Source organism: Sphingomonas jinjuensis, from assembly GCF_014197105.1.
Classification (GTDB): Bacteria; Pseudomonadota; Alphaproteobacteria; order Sphingomonadales; family Sphingomonadaceae; genus Sphingomonas; species Sphingomonas jinjuensis.
In genome coordinates this window covers 121,517-146,600 of record NZ_JACIEV010000006.1, presented here as the reverse complement: position 1 = coordinate 146,600, position 25,084 = coordinate 121,517, and the positions used below count along the sequence as shown (strand labels likewise).

Annotated in this window: 21 protein-coding genes; 9 read left to right on the top strand and 12 right to left on the bottom strand. The window is 66.2% G+C overall.

The window, feature by feature from the left end; all coding sequences use genetic code 11:
- Positions 1 to 4 precede the first annotated feature (4 nt).
- Both GGQ80_RS11550 and GGQ80_RS11545 read right to left on the bottom strand, forming a co-directional pair.
- The gene (locus GGQ80_RS11550) at positions 5 to 1,357 is read right to left on the bottom strand and encodes an ATP-binding protein (protein WP_183984932.1); all 1,353 of its coding nucleotides are present in this window, start codon (positions 1,355 to 1,357) and stop codon (positions 5 to 7) included.
- A complete protein-coding gene (locus GGQ80_RS11545; RefSeq protein ID WP_183984930.1) occupies positions 1,354 to 2,052 on the bottom strand; it encodes a response regulator in 699 nt (232 codons plus the stop codon). The genes GGQ80_RS11550 and GGQ80_RS11545 overlap by 4 nt, the downstream gene beginning before the upstream one ends.
- Before the next feature lie 128 nt (positions 2,053 to 2,180).
- Here GGQ80_RS11545 and GGQ80_RS11540 point away from each other — a divergent pair, with 128 nt between their 5' ends.
- Positions 2,181 to 2,690: a hypothetical protein gene (locus GGQ80_RS11540; RefSeq protein ID WP_183984928.1), complete on the top strand. Its 510-nt coding sequence runs from the start codon at positions 2,181 to 2,183 to the stop codon at positions 2,688 to 2,690.
- Entirely contained in the window at positions 2,687 to 4,525 is a 1,839-nt protein-coding gene (locus GGQ80_RS11535; RefSeq protein ID WP_183984926.1) for an SGNH/GDSL hydrolase family protein, read from the top strand. Before GGQ80_RS11540 ends, GGQ80_RS11535 begins: the two co-directional genes overlap by 4 nt.
- 271 nt (positions 4,526 to 4,796) lie before the next feature.
- Here the strand turns inward: GGQ80_RS11535 and GGQ80_RS11530 are convergent, their stop codons facing one another.
- The gene (locus GGQ80_RS11530) at positions 4,797 to 5,819 is read right to left on the bottom strand and encodes a YncE family protein (protein WP_183984924.1); all 1,023 of its coding nucleotides are present in this window, start codon (positions 5,817 to 5,819) and stop codon (positions 4,797 to 4,799) included.
- A gap of 19 nt (positions 5,820 to 5,838) precedes the next feature.
- Positions 5,839 to 6,942, bottom strand: a complete 1,104-nt coding sequence (locus tag GGQ80_RS11525) for an alkene reductase (protein WP_183984922.1) — start codon at positions 6,940 to 6,942, stop codon at positions 5,839 to 5,841.
- Between the two features lie 296 nt (positions 6,943 to 7,238).
- Here GGQ80_RS11525 and GGQ80_RS11520 point away from each other — a divergent pair, with 296 nt between their 5' ends.
- The 3 genes from GGQ80_RS11520 to GGQ80_RS11510 all read left to right on the top strand — a co-directional run bounded on the left by GGQ80_RS11520 (position 7,239) and on the right by GGQ80_RS11510 (position 9,615).
- Positions 7,239 to 7,604: a hypothetical protein gene (locus GGQ80_RS11520; RefSeq protein ID WP_183984920.1), complete on the top strand. Its 366-nt coding sequence runs from the start codon at positions 7,239 to 7,241 to the stop codon at positions 7,602 to 7,604.
- Complete coding sequence (locus tag GGQ80_RS11515; RefSeq protein WP_183984918.1) at positions 7,570 to 9,144, top strand: ImmA/IrrE family metallo-endopeptidase; 1,575 nt, start codon at positions 7,570 to 7,572, stop codon at positions 9,142 to 9,144. Before GGQ80_RS11520 ends, GGQ80_RS11515 begins: the two co-directional genes overlap by 35 nt.
- A gap of 177 nt (positions 9,145 to 9,321) precedes the next feature.
- Positions 9,322 to 9,615: a hypothetical protein gene (locus GGQ80_RS11510; protein ID WP_183984916.1), complete on the top strand. Its 294-nt coding sequence runs from the start codon at positions 9,322 to 9,324 to the stop codon at positions 9,613 to 9,615.
- Between the two features lie 215 nt (positions 9,616 to 9,830).
- On the opposite strand, the gene GGQ80_RS11505 is transcribed toward GGQ80_RS11510, so the two are convergent.
- Together GGQ80_RS11505 and GGQ80_RS18755 are read right to left on the bottom strand one after the other, a co-directional pair.
- On the bottom strand, positions 9,831 to 10,412 hold the full coding sequence (locus GGQ80_RS11505) for an SLATT domain-containing protein (protein ID WP_183984914.1): 582 nt from the start codon (positions 10,410 to 10,412) through the stop codon (positions 9,831 to 9,833).
- Positions 10,412 to 11,728 (bottom strand): nucleotide-binding domain-containing protein, encoded by a 1,317-nt coding sequence (locus tag GGQ80_RS18755; protein WP_183985153.1) that lies wholly within the window; start codon positions 11,726 to 11,728, stop codon positions 10,412 to 10,414. Before GGQ80_RS18755 ends, GGQ80_RS11505 begins: the two co-directional genes overlap by 1 nt.
- A 178-nt stretch (positions 11,729 to 11,906) precedes the next feature.
- Here GGQ80_RS18755 and GGQ80_RS11495 point away from each other — a divergent pair, with 178 nt between their 5' ends.
- The 3 genes from GGQ80_RS11495 to GGQ80_RS11485 all read left to right on the top strand — a co-directional run bounded on the left by GGQ80_RS11495 (position 11,907) and on the right by GGQ80_RS11485 (position 17,848).
- Entirely contained in the window at positions 11,907 to 14,165 is a 2,259-nt protein-coding gene (locus tag GGQ80_RS11495) for a YobI family P-loop NTPase (RefSeq protein WP_221364346.1), read from the top strand.
- Complete coding sequence (locus tag GGQ80_RS11490; RefSeq protein ID WP_183984910.1) at positions 14,165 to 15,568, top strand: hypothetical protein; 1,404 nt, start codon at positions 14,165 to 14,167, stop codon at positions 15,566 to 15,568. The genes GGQ80_RS11495 and GGQ80_RS11490 overlap by 1 nt, the downstream gene beginning before the upstream one ends.
- Positions 15,569 to 16,228: 660 nt before the next feature.
- Positions 16,229 to 17,848: a M28 family peptidase gene (locus GGQ80_RS11485; RefSeq protein ID WP_183984908.1), complete on the top strand. Its 1,620-nt coding sequence runs from the start codon at positions 16,229 to 16,231 to the stop codon at positions 17,846 to 17,848.
- 15 nt (positions 17,849 to 17,863) lie between these two features.
- On the opposite strand, the gene GGQ80_RS11480 is transcribed toward GGQ80_RS11485, so the two are convergent.
- A complete protein-coding gene (locus GGQ80_RS11480) occupies positions 17,864 to 18,175 on the bottom strand; it encodes an ArsR/SmtB family transcription factor (RefSeq protein ID WP_183984906.1) in 312 nt (103 codons plus the stop codon).
- Positions 18,176 to 18,305: 130 nt separating this feature from the next.
- Between GGQ80_RS11480 and GGQ80_RS11475 the strand changes: the two genes are divergently transcribed.
- On the top strand, positions 18,306 to 19,040 hold the full coding sequence (locus GGQ80_RS11475) for an SDR family oxidoreductase (RefSeq protein ID WP_183984904.1): 735 nt from the start codon (positions 18,306 to 18,308) through the stop codon (positions 19,038 to 19,040).
- A 16-nt stretch (positions 19,041 to 19,056) separates the two neighbouring features.
- On the opposite strand, the gene GGQ80_RS11470 is transcribed toward GGQ80_RS11475, so the two are convergent.
- From GGQ80_RS11470 to GGQ80_RS11450, 5 genes are all read right to left on the bottom strand, one after another.
- The gene (locus GGQ80_RS11470) at positions 19,057 to 19,932 is read right to left on the bottom strand and encodes an alpha/beta hydrolase (protein ID WP_183984902.1); all 876 of its coding nucleotides are present in this window, start codon (positions 19,930 to 19,932) and stop codon (positions 19,057 to 19,059) included.
- Complete coding sequence (locus tag GGQ80_RS11465) at positions 19,929 to 20,456, bottom strand: DUF3833 family protein (RefSeq protein WP_221364345.1); 528 nt, start codon at positions 20,454 to 20,456, stop codon at positions 19,929 to 19,931. Before GGQ80_RS11465 ends, GGQ80_RS11470 begins: the two co-directional genes overlap by 4 nt.
- A gap of 107 nt (positions 20,457 to 20,563) precedes the next feature.
- The gene (locus GGQ80_RS11460) at positions 20,564 to 20,770 is read right to left on the bottom strand and encodes a hypothetical protein (protein WP_183985172.1); all 207 of its coding nucleotides are present in this window, start codon (positions 20,768 to 20,770) and stop codon (positions 20,564 to 20,566) included.
- Positions 20,767 to 21,834 (bottom strand): isocitrate/isopropylmalate family dehydrogenase, encoded by a 1,068-nt coding sequence (locus tag GGQ80_RS11455; protein WP_183984898.1) that lies wholly within the window; start codon positions 21,832 to 21,834, stop codon positions 20,767 to 20,769. The genes GGQ80_RS11460 and GGQ80_RS11455 overlap by 4 nt, the downstream gene beginning before the upstream one ends.
- A 46-nt stretch (positions 21,835 to 21,880) precedes the next feature.
- A complete protein-coding gene (locus GGQ80_RS11450) occupies positions 21,881 to 25,012 on the bottom strand; it encodes a TonB-dependent receptor domain-containing protein (RefSeq protein ID WP_183984896.1) in 3,132 nt (1,043 codons plus the stop codon).
- Positions 25,013 to 25,084: the final 72 nt, after the last annotated feature.

The following is a 25,084-nucleotide window of genomic DNA, read 5'->3' as shown; positions in this document are numbered from 1 at the left end:
GGTGCTACGGCGCGCATGCATCCAGCGGGAGGCTGATCGTCACCTGTGCACCGCCATAGGTCGAAGCGCCGATCGCTATCATGCCGTGATGCCCCCCGATGATCTGCTGGACGATGGCGAGACCCAGGCCGGATCCGGCAAGTCCTGCCCGCCTCGCCTGCTCGCCGCGGCGATAGGGCTGGAGCATCTCGGCGCGCTGATCGGGCGAGATACCCGGCCCATCGTCCTCGACCGCCAGCCAGGCGCGATCGGCGGCCGAGCCCGTCGTCACTACGACGCGTCCGCCACCGTATTTGATGGCGTTGTCGATGAGGTTGGCGACGACCCGGCGGAGCGCGAGCGCGTCGCCGAGACAGGGGGCGTCGTCGAGCGCGAGGTCGATGGTGCCCCACTGGCCACGGGCGTCGCGCTCCGCCGCCTCGCTAGCGGCGATGTCGGCAAGGTCGACCGGCAGGCGTTCGGGGCCGGTCGCCGTCCCGCGCGCGAAGGCCAGCGCGTCGGACAGCATCGCGTCCATCCGCTCGAGATCGCGTTCGAGCGGCGTCCGCGCGGCCGTGTCACCCAGTGCCGCGACCCGCAGTCGCATTCGCGTGAGCACGGTGCGCAGGTCGTGCGAGATCGCGCCGATCATCAGCGCGCGCTCGCCGAGCAATGTCACGACACGCTCCTGCATCGCCGCGGCGGCTTCGCTGGTCCGGCGAATGTCCGCGGCGGCTGACGGGGCGCCGGCGATCGTCACCCGCGTGCCGTCGAAGGCGAGCATCGCCTGGACGACGCGCCGTAGCGGTCGTGTCTCGCGCGCGGTACCCCAGAGCGCGAGCAGCACGACCAACGTCGCCGCGGCCCCCATCCATTGGCTCGCCGGCCAGCCGAGCAAGCGCGGCGCGTCCTTGTCGCCGGTCGAATTCGTGTCGATCACGATCACCCGGCCATCGGGCAGCCGGGCGGATGCGCGGGCGAGAAAACCCTCGACCCCCGACGAACGGGCGCGCGGTATGAAGACCGTGCTGACATAGGCCCGAACCGAGGTGCCGCTGCGGATGAAGCTGCGCAGACGCGCCGTGAGCCGCGGCGCGTAGCGCAGGTCGGGGGTCGACGGTTCGGCGGACAGGATCCTCGTCACGACATCGAGCCCGTTCGCGCCGCGCAACACCAGCGGCAGCCGGTTCGGAGTTTCACTCGCGGCAAGATCGATGATGCCGGCGGCGAGCTGGAGACGCGGGAACGGGGCCTGTCTGAACGGCGGGCGATGCTGCTCGCGCACGTAGAATAGCGTGACGCCGAGCGTGCCGAGCAGGACGAGCGCGCCGAGAAGGATGAGGATCAGCCGTCCGAACAGATCGAGCCGGCGGATCATCCGCGGCGCACCGCAGCCGCGAGGATATAGCCGGCGTTGCGCACCGTGCGGATCAGGCCTGCAGCCTCGCTGCCCGCCTCCTCAAGCCGCCGGCGCAGGCGACTGACCTGCATGTCGATTGAACGGTCGAACGCATCGGCGGCGCGGCCCCGGGTCAGGTCGAGCAGCCGCTCGCGCGACAGGACGCGTTGCGGCGCCTGCGCAAAGCTGAGCAAGAGGTCGAACTCGGCGGCGGTCAGCGACAGCTCGGCGTCGCCGATGTGGACGCGCCGCGCGGCGGGGTCGATCGCGAGATCGGCGAGGATCAGCCGCTCGCCCTCGACCGGTGCTCCACGGCGCAGCACCGCACGGATGCGGGCGAGCAGGACCTGCGGGTTGAACGGCTTCGACACATAGTCGTCGGCGCCGCCGTCGAGCCCCGCGATCCGGTCGCCGTCCTCGGCGCGCGCGGTCAGCATCACGACCGGCGGGCCGCCGCCCGCTCGGATCCGGCGACAGAGCGACAGGCCGTCTTCACCAGGGAGCATCCAGTCGAGCACGACGAGCGCGACCATGCGTTGGGCCAGCACGGCATCGAGTGCCGCCCCGTCACGCGCGGTCGCGACCGCGAAGCCATTCGCCGCGAGAAAGGCGGCGAGCAGTTCGCGGATATCCGCATCATCCTCGCAGACGGCGATCAGCGGCCGGTCAGGCATGGTCGCATCAAGCGCCCGGCTGAGGAGCGAAGCAAGCCGCGTTACAAAATGTTACGCCGGACCGTTGTGCCGTGATCACCCGGTGACGCGCCCGTGCGAGCGGGCGTGCATCAATCAGGAGGCAATCGATGAAGTCAGCTGCTCTGGCGCTCGTGCTCACCATCGCCGGCACTGCGCACGCGGAAGGCGTTCCCGAATGCAGGATCCGGATGTTGCGCCCCGTCGCCGACGACATGGGCAATCACTGGCCTGCCGGAAAGGTGCTACCCGTGACGATCATGCGCCGCGATGCAAATGGGCTGTCGTTCTGCGCCCATGGCGGGTCATGCGTCCCGCGGATGGCCGGCGGGCAGCAGACGGCGGCGCTGGTCAATTGCCGGCCCGGTGCTTCGATCGGCAATGGCGACTACAGCCTCGTTCCCGATCCGGCGGTGATGGGCGCGGAAGGGGCGCGGCGTTTCCGATCGGCCGATGCAGTCGGCAACCGGCTAGCGGCGCTGGGGTTTTCGAACGCGTCGATCGCCGGTTGGTCCCAAGCCTATGTTCTCCATCCAACCTCTCAAAAGGGTCGGTTGGTCGGGCAGGCGCTCGCGGGATCGAAGGCGGCTCTCGCCAAGATGCAGGCGATAATGCCATGAAGTGGGTGCTGATGGCTGCCGCCGCCGCCCTTGTGACGGCGACGGGCGTGCAGGCGCAAGAGACGCCGCGCAGCATCGTCCCGATCCACGAGGTCGACATCCGCCCGGTGGGTACGCCGCGCTACGTCATCGAGGTCGTCGTCAATGGCGCGCCGATGATGGCGGGGCTCGATACCGGCTCGACCGGGTTGCGGCTGCTGCCCCGTGCCGCGGCCCGGGCACGGGTCGCGCCGGGTGGCGAGGCGGAAACCTATTCCTACGGCAGCGGCGTCGAACTCGACGGCCGGCGCGTCGAGGCCGATGTCGCGATCGGTGGCGCGCGCGGGCGCGTGGCAATCCAGGCGATCGATCACGTGACGTGCGTGGCCCACCAGCCCGACTGTCCCGCCGCACGCGTGTCCCCGAATGCCTATGGCCTGATGGGGTCCGGACAGCCGGGGCAAGGATTTCCCGCGATCATCGGCATCCGGTTGATGTCGGGACGCGTGGACAACCCGTTCCGGGCGCTGGGCGTCCGTCGCTGGATCGTCCATTTGCCTCAGCGCGGCGGTGGCGCGGGTGCGCTGGTCCTCAATCCCGACGCGCGTGACCTTGCCGGCTTCGTGCCGCTGCAGCCGGGCGCGGCCAATCCGCGCGGCACCGTTGCAGGCTGCGTCTCGCTCGCCATCCCCGGGGCGGAGCGACTATGCGGTCCGACCCTGCTCGATACCGGTGCGCCGGGGCTGACCGTGCTCGATGCGTCGGCGCCGCCGCGGTGGCAGGAGGGAAGCCGGGCACGGATCGACTTCGCCCCGAAGCGCGGCGGTCCGCCGCCGGCGCTCGGCTTCGTGACCGGCGACAGGGCGCATGGTGCGCAAGCCACGTTCAAGCCCGGCGGCAGCGACCGGGTCACCATCCATGCGGGCACGCTCCCCTTCTACGCCTATGACGTGCTGTTCGACGCCGATAGTGATACGATCGCGGTACGGCCCAACGGGGAAGCGGGGCCAGCCGTAGTGCCGCTGAACCCGCAGGAGGACCGCTTGATCCTGCCCCTGATCGCCGCGCTCGCTGCCGCTGCATCCGCCGACCTACCCGTCGGCAGCCGCTACGTCTCGCTCGGCAGTTCCTATGCCGCCGGGCCCGGCGTGGGCGTACCCGATCCGACAAGCGGCGCCTGTGCGCGGTCGATGTCCAACTATGCCCGGCAAGTGGCGGCACGTCGCCGACTACGACTGGTCGACGCCGCCTGTTCTGGTGCAACGACTGCCAATATCCTTGACCATGGCCAGCACGGCTTCCCCGCACAGATCGCGGCGGTGACCTCCGACACACGATTGGTGACGATCCTGATCGGCGGCAACGACATAGACTATATCGGCACTCTCGGGTGGCTGACCTGCCGCGATACTGGCGGCGTAGATTGCCATGTCCGCGACGCCGGCGACGTCGAGGCCCGGCTCGCCGCGCTTCCCGCCTCGCTCGACCGCGTGGTCGCTGCCGTACGGCAACGCGCCCCTGCAACCCGGATCGTCCTCGTCGGCTATCTACCCGCCATCCCGGCGAGCGGCCCCGGCAACTGCGCGGCGGTTCCGCTCACGCCGGCCGACGCGGCGCGGATGCGTGGCGTAGCGATTCGGCTTGCCCAGGCGATCGGCGGCGCCGCCAAGCGCAATGGCGTTGACGTCGTGCGCTCAACGCTGGTCGGCGAAAGACATGACGCATGCGCACCGCAGCCTTTCGTCGCCGGCTTCCACCCCGCAGCCAATCCCGGATGGCCCACGCCCGTCCCATATCACCCGAACCAGGCCGGCATGGACGCTATAGCCGCCGCGCTCGACAAGGTTCTTGGTTGATGCGTGAGGCGACTGCCCGCGAGCTAGCGGTGCGGACCAAGGTCTGAGCAGACCCATTAACCGACACTCAGCTGCTTTTAGGCACCGCCCAACTACGGTCGTTCGTTCATCTGCTTGGTCAATTGCCCAGTCGGGCGCAGCCCATCGCTTCCAACGACGAAGGGTGGGACTTTCCTGGCGCTCTGCACGGCTACATAATGGTCCGGTCGCGCCTTCAATGTCATCCGCTAGTCGGTCAGTGGAGCGACAAGCTCTCCCATGTCGCAGACAGTCACAAGACCACTCCGGCATCCGGGGCTGCACCGGTGGCGAACCGGCTAGCAATCGCCCAGGTGCGAAGGTCGATGATCGCTACGTGGTCGTTTTCGAGCGAGGCGTAGAGCATGTCGCCCGCGAGGTTAAGCCCCGGCGCGCCGGCGCCGAGCGGCAGCCGCGCCTCCTCGGCGAGCGTGACCGGATCGAGCCGCGACAGGCTCTTGTCCGCGAGGTTCGACACGATCAACCGGCCGTCCGCCTGCGCGATCACGCGCACCGCCTCGCCACGCATCGTCCGTCGTGCGCGTTCCTCAAGCGTCGTGGCGTCGAGCGCGTGGATCGTACCGCTCGGCCGATCGATGACGTAGAGCGTCCGCTCGTCGTGGCTGAGGGTCATGCCCTCGGGCGCGGTGCCGATCCGCCGGCGCAGCGGAGCGACGCCCATGTCCTCGGGATCGACCATGATGACCGCGCCGCTCAGCGTGTCGGCGACATAGGCGCGCGCACCGTCGCGGCGGACGACGAAGTAATGACTACGCGCCCCCCCGACCGGTATCAGCCGCGAGGGCGCCTTGTCCTGCACCGGATCGTCAAATCGGATCAGCATGCTGTCCTTCTCCGACAGGACGTACAGCCGGCCGGCATCGTCGACGCGGACAGCGTGCAGCCGCCCGAACGGCGCCAGATCGATCGTCCGGGCGAGCGTACGCTGTGCAAGATCGATGATCCACAGCTCGCTCCCGCCCGCACCCGGCGCCTTCCAGCTCTCAACGCCATAATGGCCGACAAAGGCGTAACGTCCGCGGCGATCTGCGACGATCTCGTGCGGCTGGGTGCCGAGCGCCACGATGCCGATGCGTGTGCCACTGGGCAACGCGTAGAAGGCGACCCGCCCCCTCCCCTTCTCGACCAGCGCCAGCGTTCCGCCAATCCGAGCCGATGGCGCGGCCCTTGCCGCCGCCCGCGCGCCGAGCGCCGTCGCCGCGACGAGCCCACTGGCCAGCATCCACAATCCCTGCCGGCGATCGATCCGTACCATCGGCCCGTTCTCCTTCGGCTCAGTCGCGATCGCCGGGCATCGCCGGCCAGTCAGAATAACCAACCGACCCGCCGCCATACCAATATGCCTTGGGTGCCTCGGCCAGCGGCGCGCCGGTGCGCAGGCGCTCGACGAGGTCGGGATTGGCGATGAACGGTCGCCCCATGCTGAAAAGGTCGGCGTCACCCTTCTCCAGCACCGTTTCCGCGAGGTCGAGCGTGTACTGGTTGTTGGCGATATAGGCACCATCGAACCGCTGGCGGAGTGCCGAAAAGTCGACGCCGTCCGCATCGCGCGTCTCCTGCGTCACGCCCTCGATATCGTGAACATACAGCAGGCCGCGCTGCGACAGCGCGTCGATATAGATGCCGAAGGTGTCCATGACCTGGCTGTCGAGCGGGGTCTCGCCGGGCATCGTCGTGGCCGGCGAAAGGCGGATGCCGACGCGCCCCGCACCCCAGACGTCAACGACCGCGTCGACCACCTCGAGCGGGAAGCGCAAGCGGTTCTCGATCGATCCGCCGTAGCGATCGGTGCGCTGGTTGGTGCTGTCACGGACGAACTGTTCGAGCAGATAATTGTTGGCCGAATGAACCTCGACGCCGTCGAAGCCCGCCGCCTTCGCGTTGGCGGCAGCGCGGCGATAATCTTCGACGATCCCGGGAATCTCGTCCGTCTCAAGCGCGCGCGGGGTGACGTGGTCCTTCATCCCGTCCTTGGTGAACGCCTGCCCAACAGGCTTGATAGCCGAGGGTGCTACGGGCGGCTCGCCGCCCTGCAGATCGGGATGCGAAATGCGACCGGTGTGCCAAAGCTGGAGGAAGATCAGGCCACCGCGGTCGTGCACAGCCTGCACGATCGGCCGCCATGCCTCGACCTGTCGATCGTTCCAGATACCAGGCGTTAGCGCATAGCCGACCGCCTGCGGCGAGATGTTCGTCGCCTCGCTGATGATAAGACCCGCCCCGGCGCGCTGCCCGTAATAGTCGGCGGCGAAGGCGGGAGGAACGCCGTCGTCGTCGGATCGGCTGCGGGTGAGCGGTGCCATGACGATGCGGTTACGCAGCGAAAGGTCGCCGATCTTCACGGGCTGCAATACGGGGGACGACGAGTGGTCAGGCATGTCTGGTATGTCCATCTAGCGGAAGCGAGGCGCCGGCTAAACGGTCGAGAAGTCGCATCGGTCCGGCGTTAGCTCGCAATCGCTTTCCGTTAGACGGAGCAAACGACCCACTTCCGGTCGTCCACGCCGTCTCGGCAGCTAGCCGGAAGCGGACGATCGTTCAGGCAAGTTGCTTTGGTTGAAGGTGGCCCGGGGCCGCTGGGAACTGCATTTTGGCAATGGTTCTGCTGGCGGCGCGGGATAGGTCAAACGGCAGCTTGGCTTGCTACCGGCTCGAAATCACCTAGGTCTGCGCCATGCCTGACGACACGCGCATCTACGAGCCAAGCCCGCGGCATTGCGAGCCAATCACCGCCGACAATCCCGGGGTTAAATGTCCGGCATGGAGCGTAGCGATCGCACAGGACCTCCTCGATGAGGCGGAAGTGGTCGGCAGTGCGCTGCAGGCGACGCGGGACGGTGTTGGATTCGTCGGACGGCGGACGCGCGCGATCGAGGAGGGCATGCTGTGGCACGGTTATCCGGAGGCTTGGGACCGGATGGACTTCGATCTCAAGCAGAAATGGCTCGCAGAAAAAGCGATAAGCAAGCGCGATCTTAGGAGCTATAAGACCAGAAGACAGGTGCGTGACGCTTTTGGAGGACGACTCGTTGGCGGTTGAGAATCAGTTCAGGCTCTTCGGCGACAAGTCGAGCTTCGCGCTCGAATTGTGCCTGGCGTCCGAGCAGCCCGACCGCAGCGTGCCCGAAGACAGTGTCGGTTCCTGGGGTGGTTGGCGACTGTGGGTCGGTGACGTCAACTTTTGCCGTCTTCAGCTCGACACCGCCGACGGGCCCGTCGAGGTGCAAGAGGTAAGATGGTTCCTGGCACCGCTAATCCGTTGGCTGGTGGGCTCGTGGACGCCACTCTTCCATGAAACGCACCTGCCACCCGAAACCGGCTGGGGAGACCGTCGTCCACGCTGGGCGCGCCTCGCCTATCTGGCGATGATGGAGCTATCGGGCGATAGCGAGCGCTTCCGGAAATGGCAGGATTGGGCCAGCCGCCACGCGTTGCGTTCGGCCGCCGAAGGCGGACTGGTGCCCGACATCTTCTTTCAGCGGGTCGGCGACGAACTCGAACTGAGCTGGGGCGACCGACTGCAGCCAGGCGGCGAGAGCGCGACCTTCCTTCTGGAAGACGGGCGCGCACGCGTGCCGGTCGACGATGTCGGGGAGGCTCTCTCCGCAGCAATCGACTGGTTCCTGGAGCAGCCTTCGGTCGCGCGTGCGCCTTGGTCGGACGAGGTTAGAGAGACCTGGCGCTGTATTGCCGATGGGCAATCGGGCCTCGAGCCCCTTCACTGGTATCTCGACTCACGGCGCGAGGCCGGACCGCTGTCGAACAAGCTCTTTGCCGGGCTCGATGCACTCGGCAAAGCACGTCCTGTGATCGACGGAGCATGGCTTGGAATACTTGCGCCGGAGATTGCGATGTTTGGGGACCTCACACCCCAGATTTCGCAGGAAGCGGCGGTGACCTTGCTGACCGAATTCTATAATGCCAAAACCCAGGACCGGGAGCCGGAGAACCTGTCGGAGCTGGTTTACGACGATCCTGCCTGGACCAGCACCTCGCCGTTCGAGGCCGGCTACGCGCTCGCACTTGATGTGCTCGATGAGGCCGATCCCGACCCGGACGCCCCCCGGACGAAACTTGAGGAGCTGCTGCACGGCCTGTCGATCTGCGTGCGCAACGTCGAGCTCGGAGAGCAGGGTCCGCGCGGAGTCGCGTTGGCGGGGGCGGGGCTGCGTCCAACCATCCTCGTCAATCTCGACCATCCGATGAACCGTGGCCTAGGCCGCCGGTTCACCGAGGCGCACGAACTTTGCCATATCCTGTTCGACCGACAACGCGCCCGGCCGCTCGCGCACAGCAGTACGCCCTGGGCCGCGCCCTCGGTCGAGCAACGCGCCAACGCGTTCGCTGCCATGCTGCTCATGCCGACAACTCGTGCGAAGCGACCGACCGCAACGACGCTTGCAAGTCTGAGCCGCGGCGTCTCGATTTTGGCGGACAAGCTGGGGGTGAGCCGGATAGCGCTGCGCCGGCATCTTGCGAACCTCGGTGAGATCAACGACTACGAGCGCGATCATATGCTTGGCGCGAGAGATGGTTGGGCGGGCGAAGAACGGTCGGGTGCTCGTTGGGGGTTGGGCTAGCAGAGGGGTTGTCCGCGCTCGTGGTGAGGGCATGCTTCGGTATCGCCAGCATCCGCGGCGCGGTGGCCCGCACTTCTTAGACCTGATGGCGATATTGTTTTAGATCCAGCGCAGCGCCGTGATGGGTCGCGAGCAGGTCTATCTGACTCGCTTAAGAGCGACCATCCCCGGCTGGAGATGCTCAACGCGTGTCTCTCCGGCGAGTTAATTAAGCGCTACGCTGATCTGATCGAGACCATGCTTGCTGGGACAGCCGCACGGCATGTGCTGACCCGGCCCTCACTCCAGACTGCGCTCGGTAAAATCCGCGCTGAAACGCTGCAGATCGTCGCTGGCTTTCTGATCTGGGACACGGCTGCACGGCTGTTTCCCAAAATCAACGACCGGCTGCTGGGTGCCGAATTCGCTGACCTCGATCATTTGCCGGCTTGGCCCGCGATCGATCGCAATCCTGACAGCGAGGCAGCCTGAATTTGCAGCTCTCCTTCGAACCTGTGTATCGGCCATTGAAACGTCTTGGTCGTGAGCCGACCGGCAGCTCCCGTACCGGGCAGACCCAACCCTGGTCATTCAACAGTGTTTTGCCCCTTTTCAAAAGCGGACGCTTGTTCATCTCTGTTGAGGACGCAGACCGTGGGTAGTCTTTTGTTCAGGCGACGCATGTCTGCTACACGTAAGAACCCAGCCTAGCAGAATGACCTCTTCGCTATTAGCCAAATAACTCCGGCACCGACTCCCAGCAGGCCAATTAGGATCGTAATCCGTGCGGAGACGGGCCACTTGTCCTTCCACGTAAAGTGGAGCTGTTCGTCCATCCAGCCAATCTGCGATTCGGCGAACAGCTTGTAGTGTGCATACCAGCCGCTTAAAAATACCTGCCGACCAATCGTGGTAGCGTAATATTCCGCATCAATGACATCGAGTTCAGCCTTTGCAGCGACCGTGTCCTGACCAGACTGAACGCTGCGGTAGAGAGCCTTCAATCTGTTATACTGAGATAGCAGCTTGTTGGCGGCCTTCTCATAATCCTCGGCTCGGTAGAACGAGAGATATACGCTGGCGAAGCCCGCGATGAGCAGGATCGCCGATGGCACCTTGGCGGACAATGGCTCGAAGATAAGGGCGAAGATCCCCACCGCGCCCGAGATCAGGCCCACCCAGCCCGGCCCCTTGCCTATGATGTCGTAGGTAGCGAACGTCTTCTTCGCGCCGAAGCCCACGTCATAGCCCTTCTCGGCTATGGTTCTCAGCAGCAGGTCCTTGTCCATCATTGCTCCGACTGATCTACGATGGGGACGTGAATGCGGTCCTTGGCGACCACAACACCGTCCTGGACGGCGTAGCAGTCGACGATGTGCTCGCCACGGAAGTCGGAGCGCTCCTTCTTCATCTTCGACCCACTGTCGGCCTCAATCTGGCCGCGTATCTTATCCAGCCTGATCGCCTCCGGCCCCCGGTTCAGCACCTTCCAATAGACGTGGTAGATGCCCTTGATGTCCTGGTCCACTATCCAGAACTGCAGTGATTTGGACTTGAACACCTTGAGGCGGCCCAGGCCCAGCCCCCTGCCCGCCCTCAGCAGGATGGTCCTAAACCCGTGCTGTGACACCTCGCACTCAAGGCGGAGCGTGTACCTGATGTCCACGGGAAAGCGATCCTCGATGAACTCCTCGGTGTTCTCTGCGGTGTAGCCAGCCTCCGCGATGTAGGCCTTCTTGACCTCGGTGGTGTCAGACAGCGGGTAGGCCCTGCCGAACAGCTTGCGCCAGCGATTGTTGGCCTTAGCCTCCTCGCCCGCCTCCAGCGCCTTGTCGGCCAGCTCCAACCCCTTCTTGGCCTTGGCCTCGAACCGCTTGTGTACCTTGACGTGCTGACCACTGCCCAGCGCCGCGTAGCGGTCCTGCTTAGGCTGGTCGGCCAAATACTCCAGGAAGTCACGCATCATCTGACCACACGAGTAGTGGGTGGTCTTGTCGAAGTCGGACGTGGACAGCAGGAAGTTGTGTACCAGGGTGTCGATCAGCAGGCCGCCCATGGCCACGCCGTGCTTGTTCTTCCAAGCTCGCGCCATCTTGCACAGCCGACGCAGGTTGCCATTCTTGTCGTCGTCAATCTGCCTCGTGGCGGTCAGCTCGGCCCTCGGCTTGGTGAGCCGCCAGCTGCCGCCGTTCTTGGTGTATGGATACCAGAAGCCGCTCTCGTCCTCGAAGACGGGCTGAACCTCGATCTTGAAGTTGGCGTACTTGACGACGACCACCAACGTGTCTGGATAGACCTCGGTGTTGGGGTAGCGGGCGAGGATCGCGTCGGCCGCCTTGCGGAGCAACTTGTACTGCCCACCGTCCTTGTAGTCGGACCAGCAGCCCGCCGGCATGATGTAAAGCATATCCAGGTCGGAGATGCCCCGGATGCCGGTCCACCTACCATATGACCCCACCTGGAGGCTGTTGGCTGTTCGGGACTCAGTGGCGCGGAACTCCAGGTTCAACGCGCGCGTGACCTCGCCATAGCGAAGTGAGATCGTCGCCTCATTGTCGATCGCGATGTTCGAGAACAGCGTCTTGAAGTCGTCGGCCCTGCTGATGATCGCCTCCCTGCGTTACCCCTGCAGGTTCGGCACCCCCACCGATTTCGCTTACGCCACAGGCCGCGCCAATATGGCGTTGATCCCTGTTTGTTCAAGCCGCTTACCTCCAGCTTGCGACAATGCGAGCCCATCAACCTAGAATTTGGTACCGGCAATTGCGCGCTCTAAGGTGAGCGTGGCCCGCAACCGTTCTTGGAGTATCGTCGGCTTGGTGGAGTTTCGCAGGAAGTTGGCCGGTTGGCTCATCGGGGCCGCGGCCCGGGTCGGTCGGCCGGCGGCGGAAACGGGGCACAATTCCCGGTTCGTCGACCTCGCCCCGACCGACGAGGCCGATGCGGCCGGCGTATACGGGGCCGCCCTGACCGATGCGACTGAGAACCCCCGCGTGATGAACATCGCCCTCACCGGACCTTACGGGTCGGGCAAGAGCAGCATCATCAAGTCGTTCCTGCTAAGATACGAACACCCGGTCCTGCAGATATCACTAGCCGCCTTCCTTCCCGAAACGGTCTCCGGCGCACCAAAGGCGAGCCGACAGGAGATCGAGCGGAGTATCCTCCAGCAGATGCTTTACGGGGCGGACGCGAACCGCCTCCCGCTCTCGAGGTTCAAGCGGATCCAGTCGCCCGGGCGGTGGTCGGCCTTCGTCTCCCTGTTCACGGCTCTCGGCCTGATCGCCTGCTGGCACCTCATGCAGAGCCGCGCGACCGTCCTCTCGGGCGCCTACTTCAAGCCGCTCGGCCCGACGTACTGGTTTAATCTGCTCGGGATCGTGATCGCGGGCGCATTTATCTGGCTGGTCTGCCATCGCATCTACGTCGCCAGCTTCGGCATTTCCCTAAAGAGCATCTCGCTGAAGGACATCGAGATCACGCCCACGGCGACGACCGAGGAGTCCATCCTGAACCGCCACCTAGACGAAATTATCTACTTCTTCCAGTCCACGCGATACGACCTCGTCGTCATCGAGGACCTCGATAGATTCGAAAACCCAGACATCTTCGTCACACTGCGCGAGATCAACAGCCTGATTAACGCCAACTCGGGTGTCAGGCGACCGGTCCGGTTCCTCTACGCACTCCGCGACGACATGTTCGCGAATACGGACCGCACAAAATTCTTCGAGTTCATCATCCCGGTCATTCCAATCATCAACAGCTCCAATTCCATCGACAAGGTGCTGGAGCAGGTGAAGCGCCTCTCGATAGGCGACAGGCTGAACCAGCAGTTCCTGCGGGAAGTTTCCAGGTACCTGGACGATCTCAGACTGATCCGGAACATCTTCAACGAGTACGCCATCTACGCCGCCAACCTGGAGACCGGGAGCGAGGGCGATCTGGATCCGAACAAGCTGCTCGCGATCCTGATCTACAAAAACGTCTTCCCCAGCGACTTCGAGCATCTCCATCGCGGTCGAGGCAATCTCGCAGGGGTCCTGCGCCGTCGCGACGAATACGTCACGGCAGTCGAGGCCCGGTACGCGGGCGAGATCTCCCGCCTCGAAGCGCTCCTGGACGAGACCGACCGGCAACTGCCCACCGACCTTGCGGAGTTGCGCAGGAGCTACGCGATGGCTGTGATCGAGCGGGTCCCCGACGGCTACACGCAGATCGGGACTAACCAGGGCAACATGATTTGGCTCACCGCCCTGTCCCGGAGCGACCGCCTGGACGAGATCCTGGCCTCGAGTCACGCTTACGTAAGGAGCGTGAATGGCGGCCAGCAGCGGGTGCAGTTCACCGGGCTGGAGCAGGAGGTGGGCTCGGGCAGGACCCTCCAGCAGCGCACGGAGGAGGTCGAGCGGAAGTCGACCGCCTCCCGGGACGCGACCGCAAGGAACATCGCCGACCTCCGCGTCAAACTGGGCGGGGTCCGCCTGGCAAGGTTCAACGAGACCATCCGCGAAGGCGCGGCAGACCTCAACGACCTATTCGAGCCATTCGGCGAGGGTGCAGACCTCGCCCGCTTTCTAGTCTTCGAAGGGTATCTGGACGACACCCACTATCAGTACACCTCGCTGTTCCACTCAGGCCGGCTCTCGCCGAGCGACAACAGGTTCCTGATCCGCATCCGGGGCTACGGCAACCCGAAGCCGGATTTTCAGATCGACAATCCCAGGGAGGTCATCGCCGCCATGCGCGATGACGACTTCGGCCGGAACTACGTCCTGAACGCCCGGATCGTGGACTGCCTCCTTGGCAACACGACGACATATCCGGGGCACACGGCCAGGTTCCTGGATTACGTCGCATCCGACTTCCCCGCGTGCGAGGAGTTCCTGGAGACCTACTACGCGCGCGGCGCGGCGGTCCCCACGCTGCTCGCGAAACTGGGGAGTGGTTGGCCGGGCTTCATCGACGCGGTCCTGGGCAGTCCGGCCAGCCTCGCGCACGTCGCACAGATCCGGCCAGCCTCGCGCACGTCGCACAGATGATGAGCCATCTGCCGGAGGAGCTGCTAAGCCGGCTCGCCGACGAGCACCCGGCACTACCGGCCTTTCTCTCAGAAAGGCTGCCCGACGTCCTCGCCCTCGGGATCGGCTTCCCTCCGGAACGCCTGCACTCGCTGCCCCTGCAGATCGTGGACGTCTCGGCTCTCGAGACCCATCCCGGCTTCGTGCGCGTGCTGTTCGACGGAGGCCTGTACGAACTCTCGATCAGGAACCTCGACTTCGTATTCCGGGCCGTCCTGGCGATCGCAGAAGATGCTAGACCGCACGAGCAGAACTACACGCTCGCCCTTGAGACCGGGAGCGCCCCGCTGCTGGCCCGGATCGAGGATCGCTTCGACGAATATCTCGAAGCCGTGCTTCTCCGCCTGCCCGATAACCGGCTGGAGAACGTCGCCGCCATGCGCCGCATCGTGACGCGAACCGACGTCGACGAGCGATTGATCGTCAGATTTCTGGAGCGCCAGACAGCCAGCCTCCCCACTCTGGACGACGTTCCCGCGGCTTTCACACCGGTGCTCTTCGAGATTAGGAAGATCGAAGCGACTTGGGAGAACTGCTTGGCATTCATTATCCAAGGCACCTTCAACGAGAGCGTCCTCACCGACTTCCTCAACTCGGCGGAAGCAGTGGCGACGCTTTCTCGGCAAGTAGTTCCCGACGGCGAGGCGGCCCTACCGCTGCGCGAGTTCCTCATCAAGAACGACGCGTTGAGCGACGCCGCCTATGCCGCCTACGCCGAAGCGCTCCCCCGAAAGCTCACCGCCTTCCCGGACGGTATCAATCCGGAGAAGATCAGGCTGTTGGCCGGCCGGAACCGCGTCGAGTTCTCCGGCAGCGCCCTTACACGCCTGAACGAAGACCGAACGGCCGAAGTCGCCTTCGCCAGGAACAACATCGACGAGTTCCTCGCCGTTCAGGACGACTGCGACCTGGACGACGACTTCCGGGAGAAGCTGCTCGCGACCGACATTTCCGACGAAAACCGCCTCGAGGTGATCCGCTCGATGGACCTGGGCGCGCTCGACGGGGAGCCGGCGCGAGCAGCCGCAGTGGGCGGGATCCTCCTGCGCACAGGGGTGACGGTCGACAACCTCGACCTCGACGGCGCCCGGGCGGCGATCAAGCACGTCCGGCCTCTCCAAGCGCAGATCGGCCTGCTCAACATGCTGCATCACCTTCTGGATGACGGCCAGGTGCGCGGATTGCTGAGCCAGCTGCCGCCGCCGCTGCCGGAGATCGGACCGGGGTGGGCGACCCCCAGGCTGGAGGGCAGCGAGACCAACATCCGGTTCGCCACCTGGCTGAAGGCGCGCGGCTTCATCTCCTCGTGGAAGCGGGGCGGGCTGTTGGACGACGACATTCGGATCAATCTGTTCAGGAAATAATTTGCGTGCTCGTCTCCGCGGATGGGCTGCGGGGCCGGCGTGCGCGCGGCTCTATTTCGCGTTCCGGCGTAAACGCGCTTGCTGGCACCTCTCGACAGCTGTTGCTTGATCCCCATCCTGACAACCGCTGCACGAAGGTGCCTCACCGGTAGGCGTTCAACCGCAGTCCTTACTGGTTAAGGAATGGCAACATGCGAGCAGCCGCCGCCGTAAGCAGACGTTCCGCTTACCACCAAAAAGCGGCATAGTGGAACTGATTGACCATCCAGCGGGGCACGCTATCTTTAAACTCTCATCAAGGTACACAGGTGGTACAAACGACCGACTTGAGGTTGAGCTAAGTCGTTGTTTCTCAGTCTTTATCCCTCCACATTGCTCCTCCCGTAGGGGTCACCAGCGTGGCAATCCAGCCATTCGTCGATGCCCTCATTCCGCCTCTGGCGTTGCCGGCGTGTGTCGCCCGGCGAAGCTGCACGCGCTGCTCATGCGACCGAGGCATAGGCGCGACAGGGTGAGGTCAATGGTGCCGAACCTAGCATAATCCCTCGCCATTTCCGTGGCTTGAGCTCGGCGAAAAACGAACCGGCGGGACATCGGCCGCGCCGCCACATCGTCTCGACGCGGGTTGCACTCGACGCCGCCAGCGGTCACCATCACGCGATGAACCGTTGGCTATCGCTTCCCCTGCTCCTCGCTCTCACCGCCGCCACCGATCCGGCTGCGCCCATCCTGTCGCCCGACCGTATCAAGGCGGACGTCCGCACGCTCAGCGGCGACGATTTCCACGGTCGCGGACCGACGCAGGTCGGCGAGACGGTGACGCTCGCGTTCCTCGAAAAGCGTTTCGCATCGCTCGGGCTGAAGCCGGGCGGCGACGACGGCTATCGCCAGCGGGTGCCGCTGCTCCGCTGGACGCGCGAGAAGGCCGAGTTCCTGATTGCGCTGGGCGGCAAGGCCCGGACGCTGACGCCCGGCGTCGAGATCGCGGCCTCGTCACGTATCGTCGGCGCGTCGACCGTCACGAACGCGCCGGTCGTGTTCGTCGGCTATGGCATCGTCGAACCCAAGCTCGGCTATGATCCCTATCGGGGCCTCGACGTGCGCGGCAAGGTGGTGGTCGCGCTCGCGGGCGATCCCGACGTCGAGGCGGGGCGCGACCTGGGCTTCGGCGGGCGCGCGTCGAGCCCGGCGGCGCGCACCAAGCTGACCGAAGCGCAGAAGCGCGGCGCGGTCGCCTTCTTCCAGATCCACGATACCTTCCCGTCGAGCTATCCCTGGCTGCAGCTGGCCAAGGGCGACGCGGTGCCGGGCTATGCGCTCGACACCGGCACGGTGCCGCCCGCCTTCGGCATCCGCGGGACGCTGCGCAACGACATCGGCGTCGCGATGCTGCGCGAGGGCGGGCTCGACTATGCCGCTGCCAAGCGGGCCGCGCAGTCGGCCGCGTTCACCGGCGTCGAGCTGAAGGGCGTCAGCTTCTCGGGCACGACGCGCACCAGCCTGGCGCGGGTCGTCAGTCACAATATCGTCGGCATCCTGCCCGGCACCGATGCCGCCGCCGGCAGCATCCTCTACGGCGCGCATTGGGATGCCTATGGCGAGAACGACTTCGATCCGCCCGCCGATCGCATCCGCAACGGCGCGGTCGACAACGGCACCGGCACGGCGACGCTGCTCGAGATCGCGCGCGCCTACAGCGCCGCCAAGCGGCCACGCCGCTCGGTCGTCTTCGCGCTCTGGACGGCGGAGGAAAAGGGGCTGCTCGGCGCCAGCTGGTACGCCGATCATCCCGTCCTGCCGCTCGACACCACCGCCGCGCAGTTCAACCTCGATCCGCATGTCGTGCTGGGCCGCACCCACGACCTCGAGCTGATCGGCGTCGGGCGTACCCCGATGGAGGCCGACCTGGCGCGCGTCGCCGCGGCGCAGGGTCTGCGGATCGTGCCCGAGGAGAATACCGAGGCAGGCTGGTACTATCGGTCCGACCATTATGCGCTGGCGTTGAAGGGCGTGCCGGGCGTCTATTTTCGCGCCGGTCGCGATCTGGTCAACGGCGGGCTGGCAGCCGGCGAGCGCGAGCGGGCGCGCTTCAACGCGCAATGCTATCACCAGACCTGCGACGAGTTTAACCCCGGCTGGGACATGACCGGCGCGGCGCAGGAGGGCAGCGTCGCCTACGCCCTCGGCCGCGAGATCGCCGAAGGGACCAACTGGCCGACGTGGAATGCCGCTGAACCGTTCGGCACCGAGCGAGCGAAGAGCGACGGCCAGCGCCGCTGAACATCAGGCGCCGGCTCAGCCCGGCCGGGAGGCGAGCACGGCGTCGAGCAGTCCCGGAAATCGGCGGTCGAAGTCCGATCGCCGCAGCGTGTTGATCATCTCGCGCCCCGCCTGCGTCGTCTCGATCAGCCCCGCCGCGCGCAACAACTTCAGGTGGTTCGACAGCGTGCTCTTCGGGATCGTGTCGCACGGCGCGGCGTCGGTGCAACTCAGCCGCTCGGTCGCGGCCAGCCGCGCGACCATGTCCAGCCGATTGGGATCCGCCAACGCGTGCAGCGCTAGGTCGAGCGGCACGTCCTCCAGCCTGGGATGAGTGAAACGGGGCATGGACGGGATATAGGGACGATCGATACGGTTTAATAGTTCGATGTTCTTGAACTGTCGAAATGAACATCCATCTTGCCGCTGCCGACAGCGCACCACCTCGTGATCGCGGGCGTCAATTTGGAGAATTCACATGTCGATTCAGGGCAGGAAAGCGCTCGTCACCGGCGGGTCGCGCGGCATCGGCGCGGCTATCGCCAAGCGGCTGGCGGCCGATGGCGCAACCGTCGCGATTACCTACGCGGGCAACAAGGCCGCAGCCGACGCTACCGTCGCAGCGATCGAGAGCGCCGGCGGCACCGCCTATGCCTTTCAGGCGGAAGCCGCCGATCCGTCGTCGCAACGTTCGGGCGTCGCACAGGCCGCGGCGGCATTGGGGGGCATCGACATCCTCGTCCATAACGCCGGCGTCGCCGAATTTTCGGTGGTGACCGAGGACAGCGACGAAACCTTCGACCGTCAGTTCGGCGTCAACGTGAAGGGCCTGCACGTCGGCACGCGCGCCGCGCTGCCACACCTCGCCGGTGGCGCGCGGATCATCCTGATCGGCAGCATTTCCGGCGAGAAGGCCTTCCCGGCAACCTCGGTCTACAGCGCGACCAAGGCGGCGGTGGCGGCGCTCGCTCGCGGTTGGGCCAAGGATCTCGCGCCGCGCGGCATCCTGGTAAACACGGTGCAGCCGGGACCGATCGATACTGACATGAACCCCGCCGACAGCGAGTTCGCGCAGCAGATGATCGGCGCCATCCCGCTCGGCCGCTACGGCAGGGTCGAGGAGATCGCCGGCGCGGTCGCATTCTTCGCCGGGCCGGATGCTAGCTACATCACCGGCACGACGCTCAACATCGACGGCGGTGCATCGGCCTGATCGGGTCGCCGGCCTGCTATCGGGTTGCAGAAACGAAGCGCGTCACGTCGTCGAGGACGGGTGCCCGGCCACGAAACGGACGCGCCATCGCCAGCAGCAGGCCGACATGGCCGACCTTGGCATAGCCACGCAACTCGACGCGGACGCCGCCGGCGCGAAGCCGCGCAGCCAGCGCCTCGCTGTTGCGTGGCCGCACCGTCTCGTCGTCGGCACCGAAGGCCAGCAGGGCCGGCGGATCGCCGACCCCCGCATGAGTGATCGGCTGCGTCTCCGCGGGGCGTGGCCAGTCGCCGAACGCGGCACGGCTGGCGTCGACGTCGAAGGGCACGAAGTCATAGGGGCCGGCCAGCCCGACCAGCCCCTTCACGTTCGCCCGAGCGGGTCCAAGCCAGCGCTCGTCGACGGCGAGCATCGCGGCGATATAGGCACCCGCCGAATGCCCCATCAGGATCAGCCGGTTGCCTGCTCCGCCATAGTCCGCGGCATGCGCCCCGGCCCAGCGGACGGCAGCCGCCCCGTCCTCGACGAAGGCAGGATAGCGCACCTTGGGGACGAGCCGGTAATCGGGGATGACGACGACGAAGCCGCGCGCTGCCAACGCCCGCCCGACGAAGGCATAGCCCGCGCGATCGCCACTGTTCCAGCTGCCGCCATAGAAGAAGACGACCACCGGCCGCGGTGTTTCGCCCGACTGCCGCGGCCCGTAGACGTCGAGCCGCTGCCGGGGGTCGGCGCCATAGGCCACCCCCTGCGCGCGGAGCACGCCGCCGCGATCCTTCGGTACGACCGTGTCGAACAGCGACAACGGCGTGCAGCCGGCCGATGCCAGCAGCGCCGCCATCGCCAGCACGGCACGACGACCCCTTCCCGTCAACGATGCCGGCACGCTCATCCGATCTTCCGGATCGTCTCGTGCAGCGCCGCGACCGGAATACCGAACTTGCGCACCACCATGCGGTTGAGCGCACTGCGCCCATCGGGCTGGAGATAGATCCATTGCTCCACGCCGAGCCGCCCCTTCATCGTGAAGCGGATGTGCAACAGGTTCGCCTGCACCTCGACATCGACCGGCCCGACCGCATCGCTTAGCGTGGCATCATAGCCGCCGTCCGGGCGCTGGCGGAGCCGCCAGCTCCGCATGCGCGCCGGCTTATCTTGCTCTTCCACCCGCTGGACGAGCGTCAGCGTGCCGTCGGGCCCCGTCCGGCCCTGCCCTTCGACATGGACCGGCTTGGCATGCGAGAAGACGACCCGCAGCATGCCTTCGCCAACCGTCTTGCCCGCGAAGAAAACCTCCGGGGCGAAGGTCGGGCCGAGTGCGGCCAGGTCGGCATGTCGCGGCGTCGGCACGCAACCGGCTACGGGCAGCACCAGCGCCGCGACACCCAAGCGCCAGCGGGAGCGGCGACGGTTCATCCGGGATGTAGAAGGTTGGCCGTCCCATGCTGGCGACAGCCGGCCCCGTTGCAGATCGCGGTTCATGGCGCTCCAACACGCGAGCACGGCGCAAGGTTCGATAGCGCCTACCTCAGTCGATCCTCGATCCGCGCCGCCAGCGACTCACGGATTGCCTGGCCGCTACGGATCTTGCGCCAGGTGTTGTAGCTGATGCCGAACTGCTCGGTCAGCGTCTCGTCGGTCTCGCCGCGAAGGTCGCGGCGCATGCGGTCTGCGATCGAGGGCTCGACGGGCCGCAATCCGGTCGAGGCGGTGCGTGCCGGCGTGGTCATATCGTCTCCTTGATGATCCGAGCGATCAGCTGGCCGCACGCCGCCGTGCCGATCGCGCCACCGAGATCGAGGGTACGGCCGACGGGGTCGGCGAGCGTAGCGTCGACCGCCCGCTCGATCGCGCGGCCCGCGTCGACAAAGCGCCCGTCGTTTGTTGCGCGGCCATGCCATTCTAGCAGCATCGCCGCCGACAGGATCAGCGACACCGGGTTGGCGATGCCCTGCCCGGCAATATCGGGGGCGGAGCCGTGCTGTGCCTGCGCCACGCACATCGCGTCGCCGACGTTGATCGAGCCGCCTAGCCCCAGCCCGCCCGACAGTTCGGATGCCTCGTCGGACAGGATGTCGCCGAACATGTTGGTGGTGACGATGACGTCGAAACGCTCCGGGCTGCGGATCAGCAGCGCCGCCGCCGCATCGACGATCACCTCGTTGAGCGTCACGTCCGGATAGCGGGCTGCGACCTCGCGGACGACGCGCAGGAACAGGCCGTCGGACAGCTTGAGCACATTCGCCTTGTGGACCGCGGTCACGCGGCGCCGCCGGTTGCGCGCCAATTCGAACGCCGCCACCGCGACCCGGCGACACGCCGCAGCGGTGATTTTGCGCACCGCCAGCGCGGTATCGGGATCGGGCATGAACTCGCCCGCACCGGCATACATGTTGCGATCGGCGTAGAAGCCCTCGGTCCCCTCGCGCACAATCACGAGGTCCAGCCGATCGCCAAGCAGCGACAGGCCTGGCCGCCCCCGTGCGGGGCGGATGTTGGCACCCAGCGCGAAGCGGGTGCGGAAGAAGGCGGACGGGTTGATCCCGCCCTGCGCCGCGGGTGGATAGTCGTAATGGGATACCGGACCCAGGACGACACCGTCGACCGCGGCCGCGGCCGCGACGACGGTGTCGGGTAACGTCGTGCCCTGTGTCCTGAGCGCGGCGAGCCCGATCTCGTGCGACGACAGCGTCAGTCCCAATCCGAACCGCTCATTGGCCGCGTTCAGCACCGCGACTGTCGCCGCAGCGATTTCGGGACCGATGCCGTCGCCGGGCAGCACCAGCAGCTTCACGCCACGTCCCCCCGCGGCGGGACGATCCGCGGGGAGAAGCGCCGCATCAGAACTTCACCTTCGCACCGACGAAGAACGACCGGCCGATGATGTCGTACGTCGCCGAGTCCGTCGTCAGCGGCTGGCCGCTGACGAACGGTGGCCCCTTGTCGCCGATATTGGTGACGCCCGCGGTGAACTGGAACCGCTCGGCGACCGAGAAGGAAATGTCGAGATCGAAGTAGCTATAGGCCGGGACGCCCGGCGTCGTCGCGGTCGGGCTGACGACGCGATCCTGATGGATCATCTTGTCGATGTAGCGCCAGCGGCCGGTGATCCCGAACGCGCCGTTGCTGTAGCCGAGCGAGGTCACCGCCTTCCACTTGGGATGCGAGATCTGCGGGCTGACCGACGCGTTGCCGATGCTGCCGGCGTAATCGAGCACCGGCGACCCGGGCAGCGACGACACCTCGAAGCTGCGGATATAGGTGACGACCGAGTTGATGCGAAGCGCGCCCGGCTCGCCCTTGAGGCCGAAGCCCTCCAGCCCGATCCCCCAGTCGAACTGCGCGTCGATGCCGTCGGTGCGATAGGTGGCGAGATTGAGCGCGCCTTCGCGACCGAACGAGATCGCGCCGGAATTGGGATCGCGCGTGACCTGCTGGCAGAACACGTTGTTGAGTGAATAGGTCGGGTTGCTCAGCCCGTCGAAGTTGAAGCAGCGCGGCAGGATGCTGGTCAGCGCCACCGTGCCGATCGCATCCTTGATGCTGATCTTGTAGTAATCGACCGACACGTTGAACGAACGGAAGATCGGGGTCGCGAACTGCGGGCTCCACACCGCACCGACGGTGTAGCTGTCCGACTTCTCCGGCGTCAGGTTGGGGTTGCCGCCGGTGCTGCCGAATGCGGTATCGTTGACGTAGGTGAAGGTGGGATAGATCGCCGCCGGCACGCCCTGCGCCAGGCACAGCTGCTGCACCTGTGCGGCATTGCCGCTCGCGCGGATCGCGCTGCGGCTGTCGCACGGATCGCCGGCCCCCGGCACCGCGCCGATGTTGACCGAACCGATCGTCGTCGGCGCGAACAGCTCGCCCAGGCTGGGCGCGCGGATCGAGCGCTGATAGCCGCCGCGGATCAGCAGTTGGCGGAACGGCCGATAGCTGAGGTCCGCCTTATACGCATCGACGCTGCCGAACCCCGAATAGTTGGCACGGCGATAGCCCAGGTTGGTGCTCAGGCTCTGGATCAACGGAATGTCGGCGAGGATCGGCAGCTCCAGCTCGCCGAACACCTCCTTCACCCGCTGGCGGCCGCTGGTCGCGACGATATTGTCGAACGACGGCGTGTCGCCGCGGATCAGCGCGCTGTCGGGACGATAGGCGAAGCTGTTGTTGCGATAGGCCGCGCCCACCGCGAAACCGACGTCGCCGCCGGGCAGCTTGAACAGCGCGCCGGTCACCGTACCCTCGATCACGGCCTGGCGGGTCTCGTTGATGTTGGTGTTGTTGCGGACGATGAACTCGCGGCAGCCGGCGCTGAAGGCGTTGTTGCCGAACGGATTCCAGGCATAGCCGATGCAGGTGCCCGCGGGTCCCGAGTAATTGGCGGTGCCGCTCAGCACCTGCGCGATGTTGGCGCGGCTGGTGTCGTTGAACTGGACGTTGGTGAACTGCGTCCGCCCCAGCGAGCCATAGACGTCGAAGTCGAGCTTCGTGCCGGGGATCTTGCCGCGCAGGCCAGCGACACCCTGGTAGACGTCATAAGCGAAGGTCTGCGAGCGCGGGCCGGAGGCGGTGAGCAGCTTCGTCACCGACAGGTTGGTCGCCGCGTTCGGATTGGCACGGCTGGCGAGCAGCGTGCGCAGCGCCGCATTATTCTGCACGAACGGGCTGTTGATCGGAACGGTCAGATACTTGCCCGGCCCGGTCGATCCCGGCGCGCTGCTGTCCGCGGCCTTCGAATGCATGAAGTTGAACGAGCCATAGGCGGTCACGTCGCCGAAGTCGTAATCGAGCTTGGCGGCGGCGTTGAACTTCTCGAGCGGCACCTGGATCGAGAAGTAATTGCCCAGCGCCACCGCGATCTGGCGGCAGTCGGCGGTCTGGCGCAGCCCGAGCAGCCCCGAATTGAGGCCGCGGTAATTCTGCACGCAGTTGTTGCCGGCGCTCTGGGTGAAGATCGTGCCGTCGGTGTTGAAGCCGATCGCGCCATTGTACAGCCCGTTGCTCGTCGCGGCGAGCGGCGTCGTGCCGGGATAGGTCGCGAGCAACGCATTGACCGCCGCGACCGTCGGCTGGCCACCGAACAGGCCGTTCTCGATCAGCCCTTCGGGCGGGCGGGCGAGCAGGCGGATGTTGCGGAAGAACGGCCGCTCCGATCCGCTGACGCGCGCGCGATCGGAATATTCGAACGCGAAGATGGCGTTGCCGCGATCCTCGGCGAAGCTGCCACCGGCGAGCGCGGTGATCTGATAGTTGGCGGCGTCGCCCTGCGTCGTGCCGCCGAGGCGGCCGCCGAGTTCGATGCCGTTGAACTTGCGGCGCAGCTTGAAGTTGACGACGCCCGCGATCGCGTCCGAACCATAGGTGGCCGAGGCGCCGCCCGAGATGATCTCGACATTCTCGATCATCACCATCGGGATGGTGTTGAGGTCGATCGAGCCGTTGGGGTTCGACGCGATCGGGCGGCGCCCGTCGACCAGCACGAGCGAGCGGTTCGAGCCGAGGCCGCGCAGATCGCTGTACGCCTGACCGCCCGCAAAGCCGGTGCGCGCCTGAACGTCGCCGACCTGCGCCAGGCCCTGGGCGGCGCTGAACTGGGGCAGCTGGCCGATCGCGCGGTCGAGCGTCGGCTGACCCGCGCCTTCCAGCGCACCGGCGCCGATCGTCACGATGGGCGAATTGGACTGATAGTCGCGCCGCGCGATGCGCGATCCGGTGACGATGATGTCGCCGCCGACCTCACCCGGCTGGCCGGTTGGTTCGGGCGCCAGCGTCTCGCCCTGCTGCGGCTCGGTGGCGTCGATCGACGACGGCGCGGCCTCCACCGCCGAAGGGGCGGTGCCCTGGACCGGCGTGGTCGGCGCGGGCGGCACGGCCTGCGCCGAAGCGGCGGTCGGCAGCGCCAGCGCGGCGAGCGCGATCAGGCTGGTGGTGGCGAAATAGGCACGCGTGTGGCGCAGGCGCTGGTGGCGCATCGAACCCCTCTCCCTTGTCGACGCATCTTGCTGCGCCCTTGTTATGACGGTGGTGCCGATACCGGCTTGCCC

Bases quoted from the DNA above. Each gene is read 5' to 3' on its own strand.
- GGQ80_RS11510 (WP_183984916.1), top strand. From the start codon at position 9,322: ATGCTCAACGCGTGTCTCTCCGGCGAGTTAATTAAGCGCTACGCTGAT.
- GGQ80_RS11475 (WP_183984904.1), top strand. From the start codon at position 18,306: ATGTCGATTCAGGGCAGGAAAGCGCTCGTCACCGGCGGGTCGCGCGGC.
- GGQ80_RS11505 (WP_183984914.1), bottom strand. From the start codon at position 10,412: ATGGACAAGGACCTGCTGCTGAGAACCATAGCCGAGAAGGGCTATGAC.
- GGQ80_RS11520 (WP_183984920.1), top strand. From the start codon at position 7,239: ATGCCTGACGACACGCGCATCTACGAGCCAAGCCCGCGGCATTGCGAG.
- GGQ80_RS11480 (WP_183984906.1), bottom strand. From the start codon at position 18,175: ATGCCCCGTTTCACTCATCCCAGGCTGGAGGACGTGCCGCTCGACCTA.
- GGQ80_RS11530 (WP_183984924.1), bottom strand. From the start codon at position 5,819: ATGGTACGGATCGATCGCCGGCAGGGATTGTGGATGCTGGCCAGTGGG.
- GGQ80_RS11450 (WP_183984896.1), bottom strand. From the start codon at position 25,012: ATGCGCCACCAGCGCCTGCGCCACACGCGTGCCTATTTCGCCACCACC.
- GGQ80_RS11545 (WP_183984930.1), bottom strand. From the start codon at position 2,052: ATGCCTGACCGGCCGCTGATCGCCGTCTGCGAGGATGATGCGGATATC.
- GGQ80_RS11470 (WP_183984902.1), bottom strand. From the start codon at position 19,932: ATGAGCGTGCCGGCATCGTTGACGGGAAGGGGTCGTCGTGCCGTGCTG.
- GGQ80_RS11535 (WP_183984926.1), top strand. From the start codon at position 2,687: ATGAAGTGGGTGCTGATGGCTGCCGCCGCCGCCCTTGTGACGGCGACG.
- GGQ80_RS11540 (WP_183984928.1), top strand. From the start codon at position 2,181: ATGAAGTCAGCTGCTCTGGCGCTCGTGCTCACCATCGCCGGCACTGCG.
- GGQ80_RS11485 (WP_183984908.1), top strand. From the start codon at position 16,229: ATGAACCGTTGGCTATCGCTTCCCCTGCTCCTCGCTCTCACCGCCGCC.
- GGQ80_RS11550 (WP_183984932.1), bottom strand. From the start codon at position 1,357: ATGATCCGCCGGCTCGATCTGTTCGGACGGCTGATCCTCATCCTTCTC.
- GGQ80_RS11490 (WP_183984910.1), top strand. From the start codon at position 14,165: ATGAGCCATCTGCCGGAGGAGCTGCTAAGCCGGCTCGCCGACGAGCAC.
- GGQ80_RS11465 (WP_221364345.1), bottom strand. From the start codon at position 20,456: ATGAACCGTCGCCGCTCCCGCTGGCGCTTGGGTGTCGCGGCGCTGGTG.
- GGQ80_RS11525 (WP_183984922.1), bottom strand. From the start codon at position 6,942: ATGCCTGACCACTCGTCGTCCCCCGTATTGCAGCCCGTGAAGATCGGC.
- GGQ80_RS11460 (WP_183985172.1), bottom strand. From the start codon at position 20,770: ATGACCACGCCGGCACGCACCGCCTCGACCGGATTGCGGCCCGTCGAG.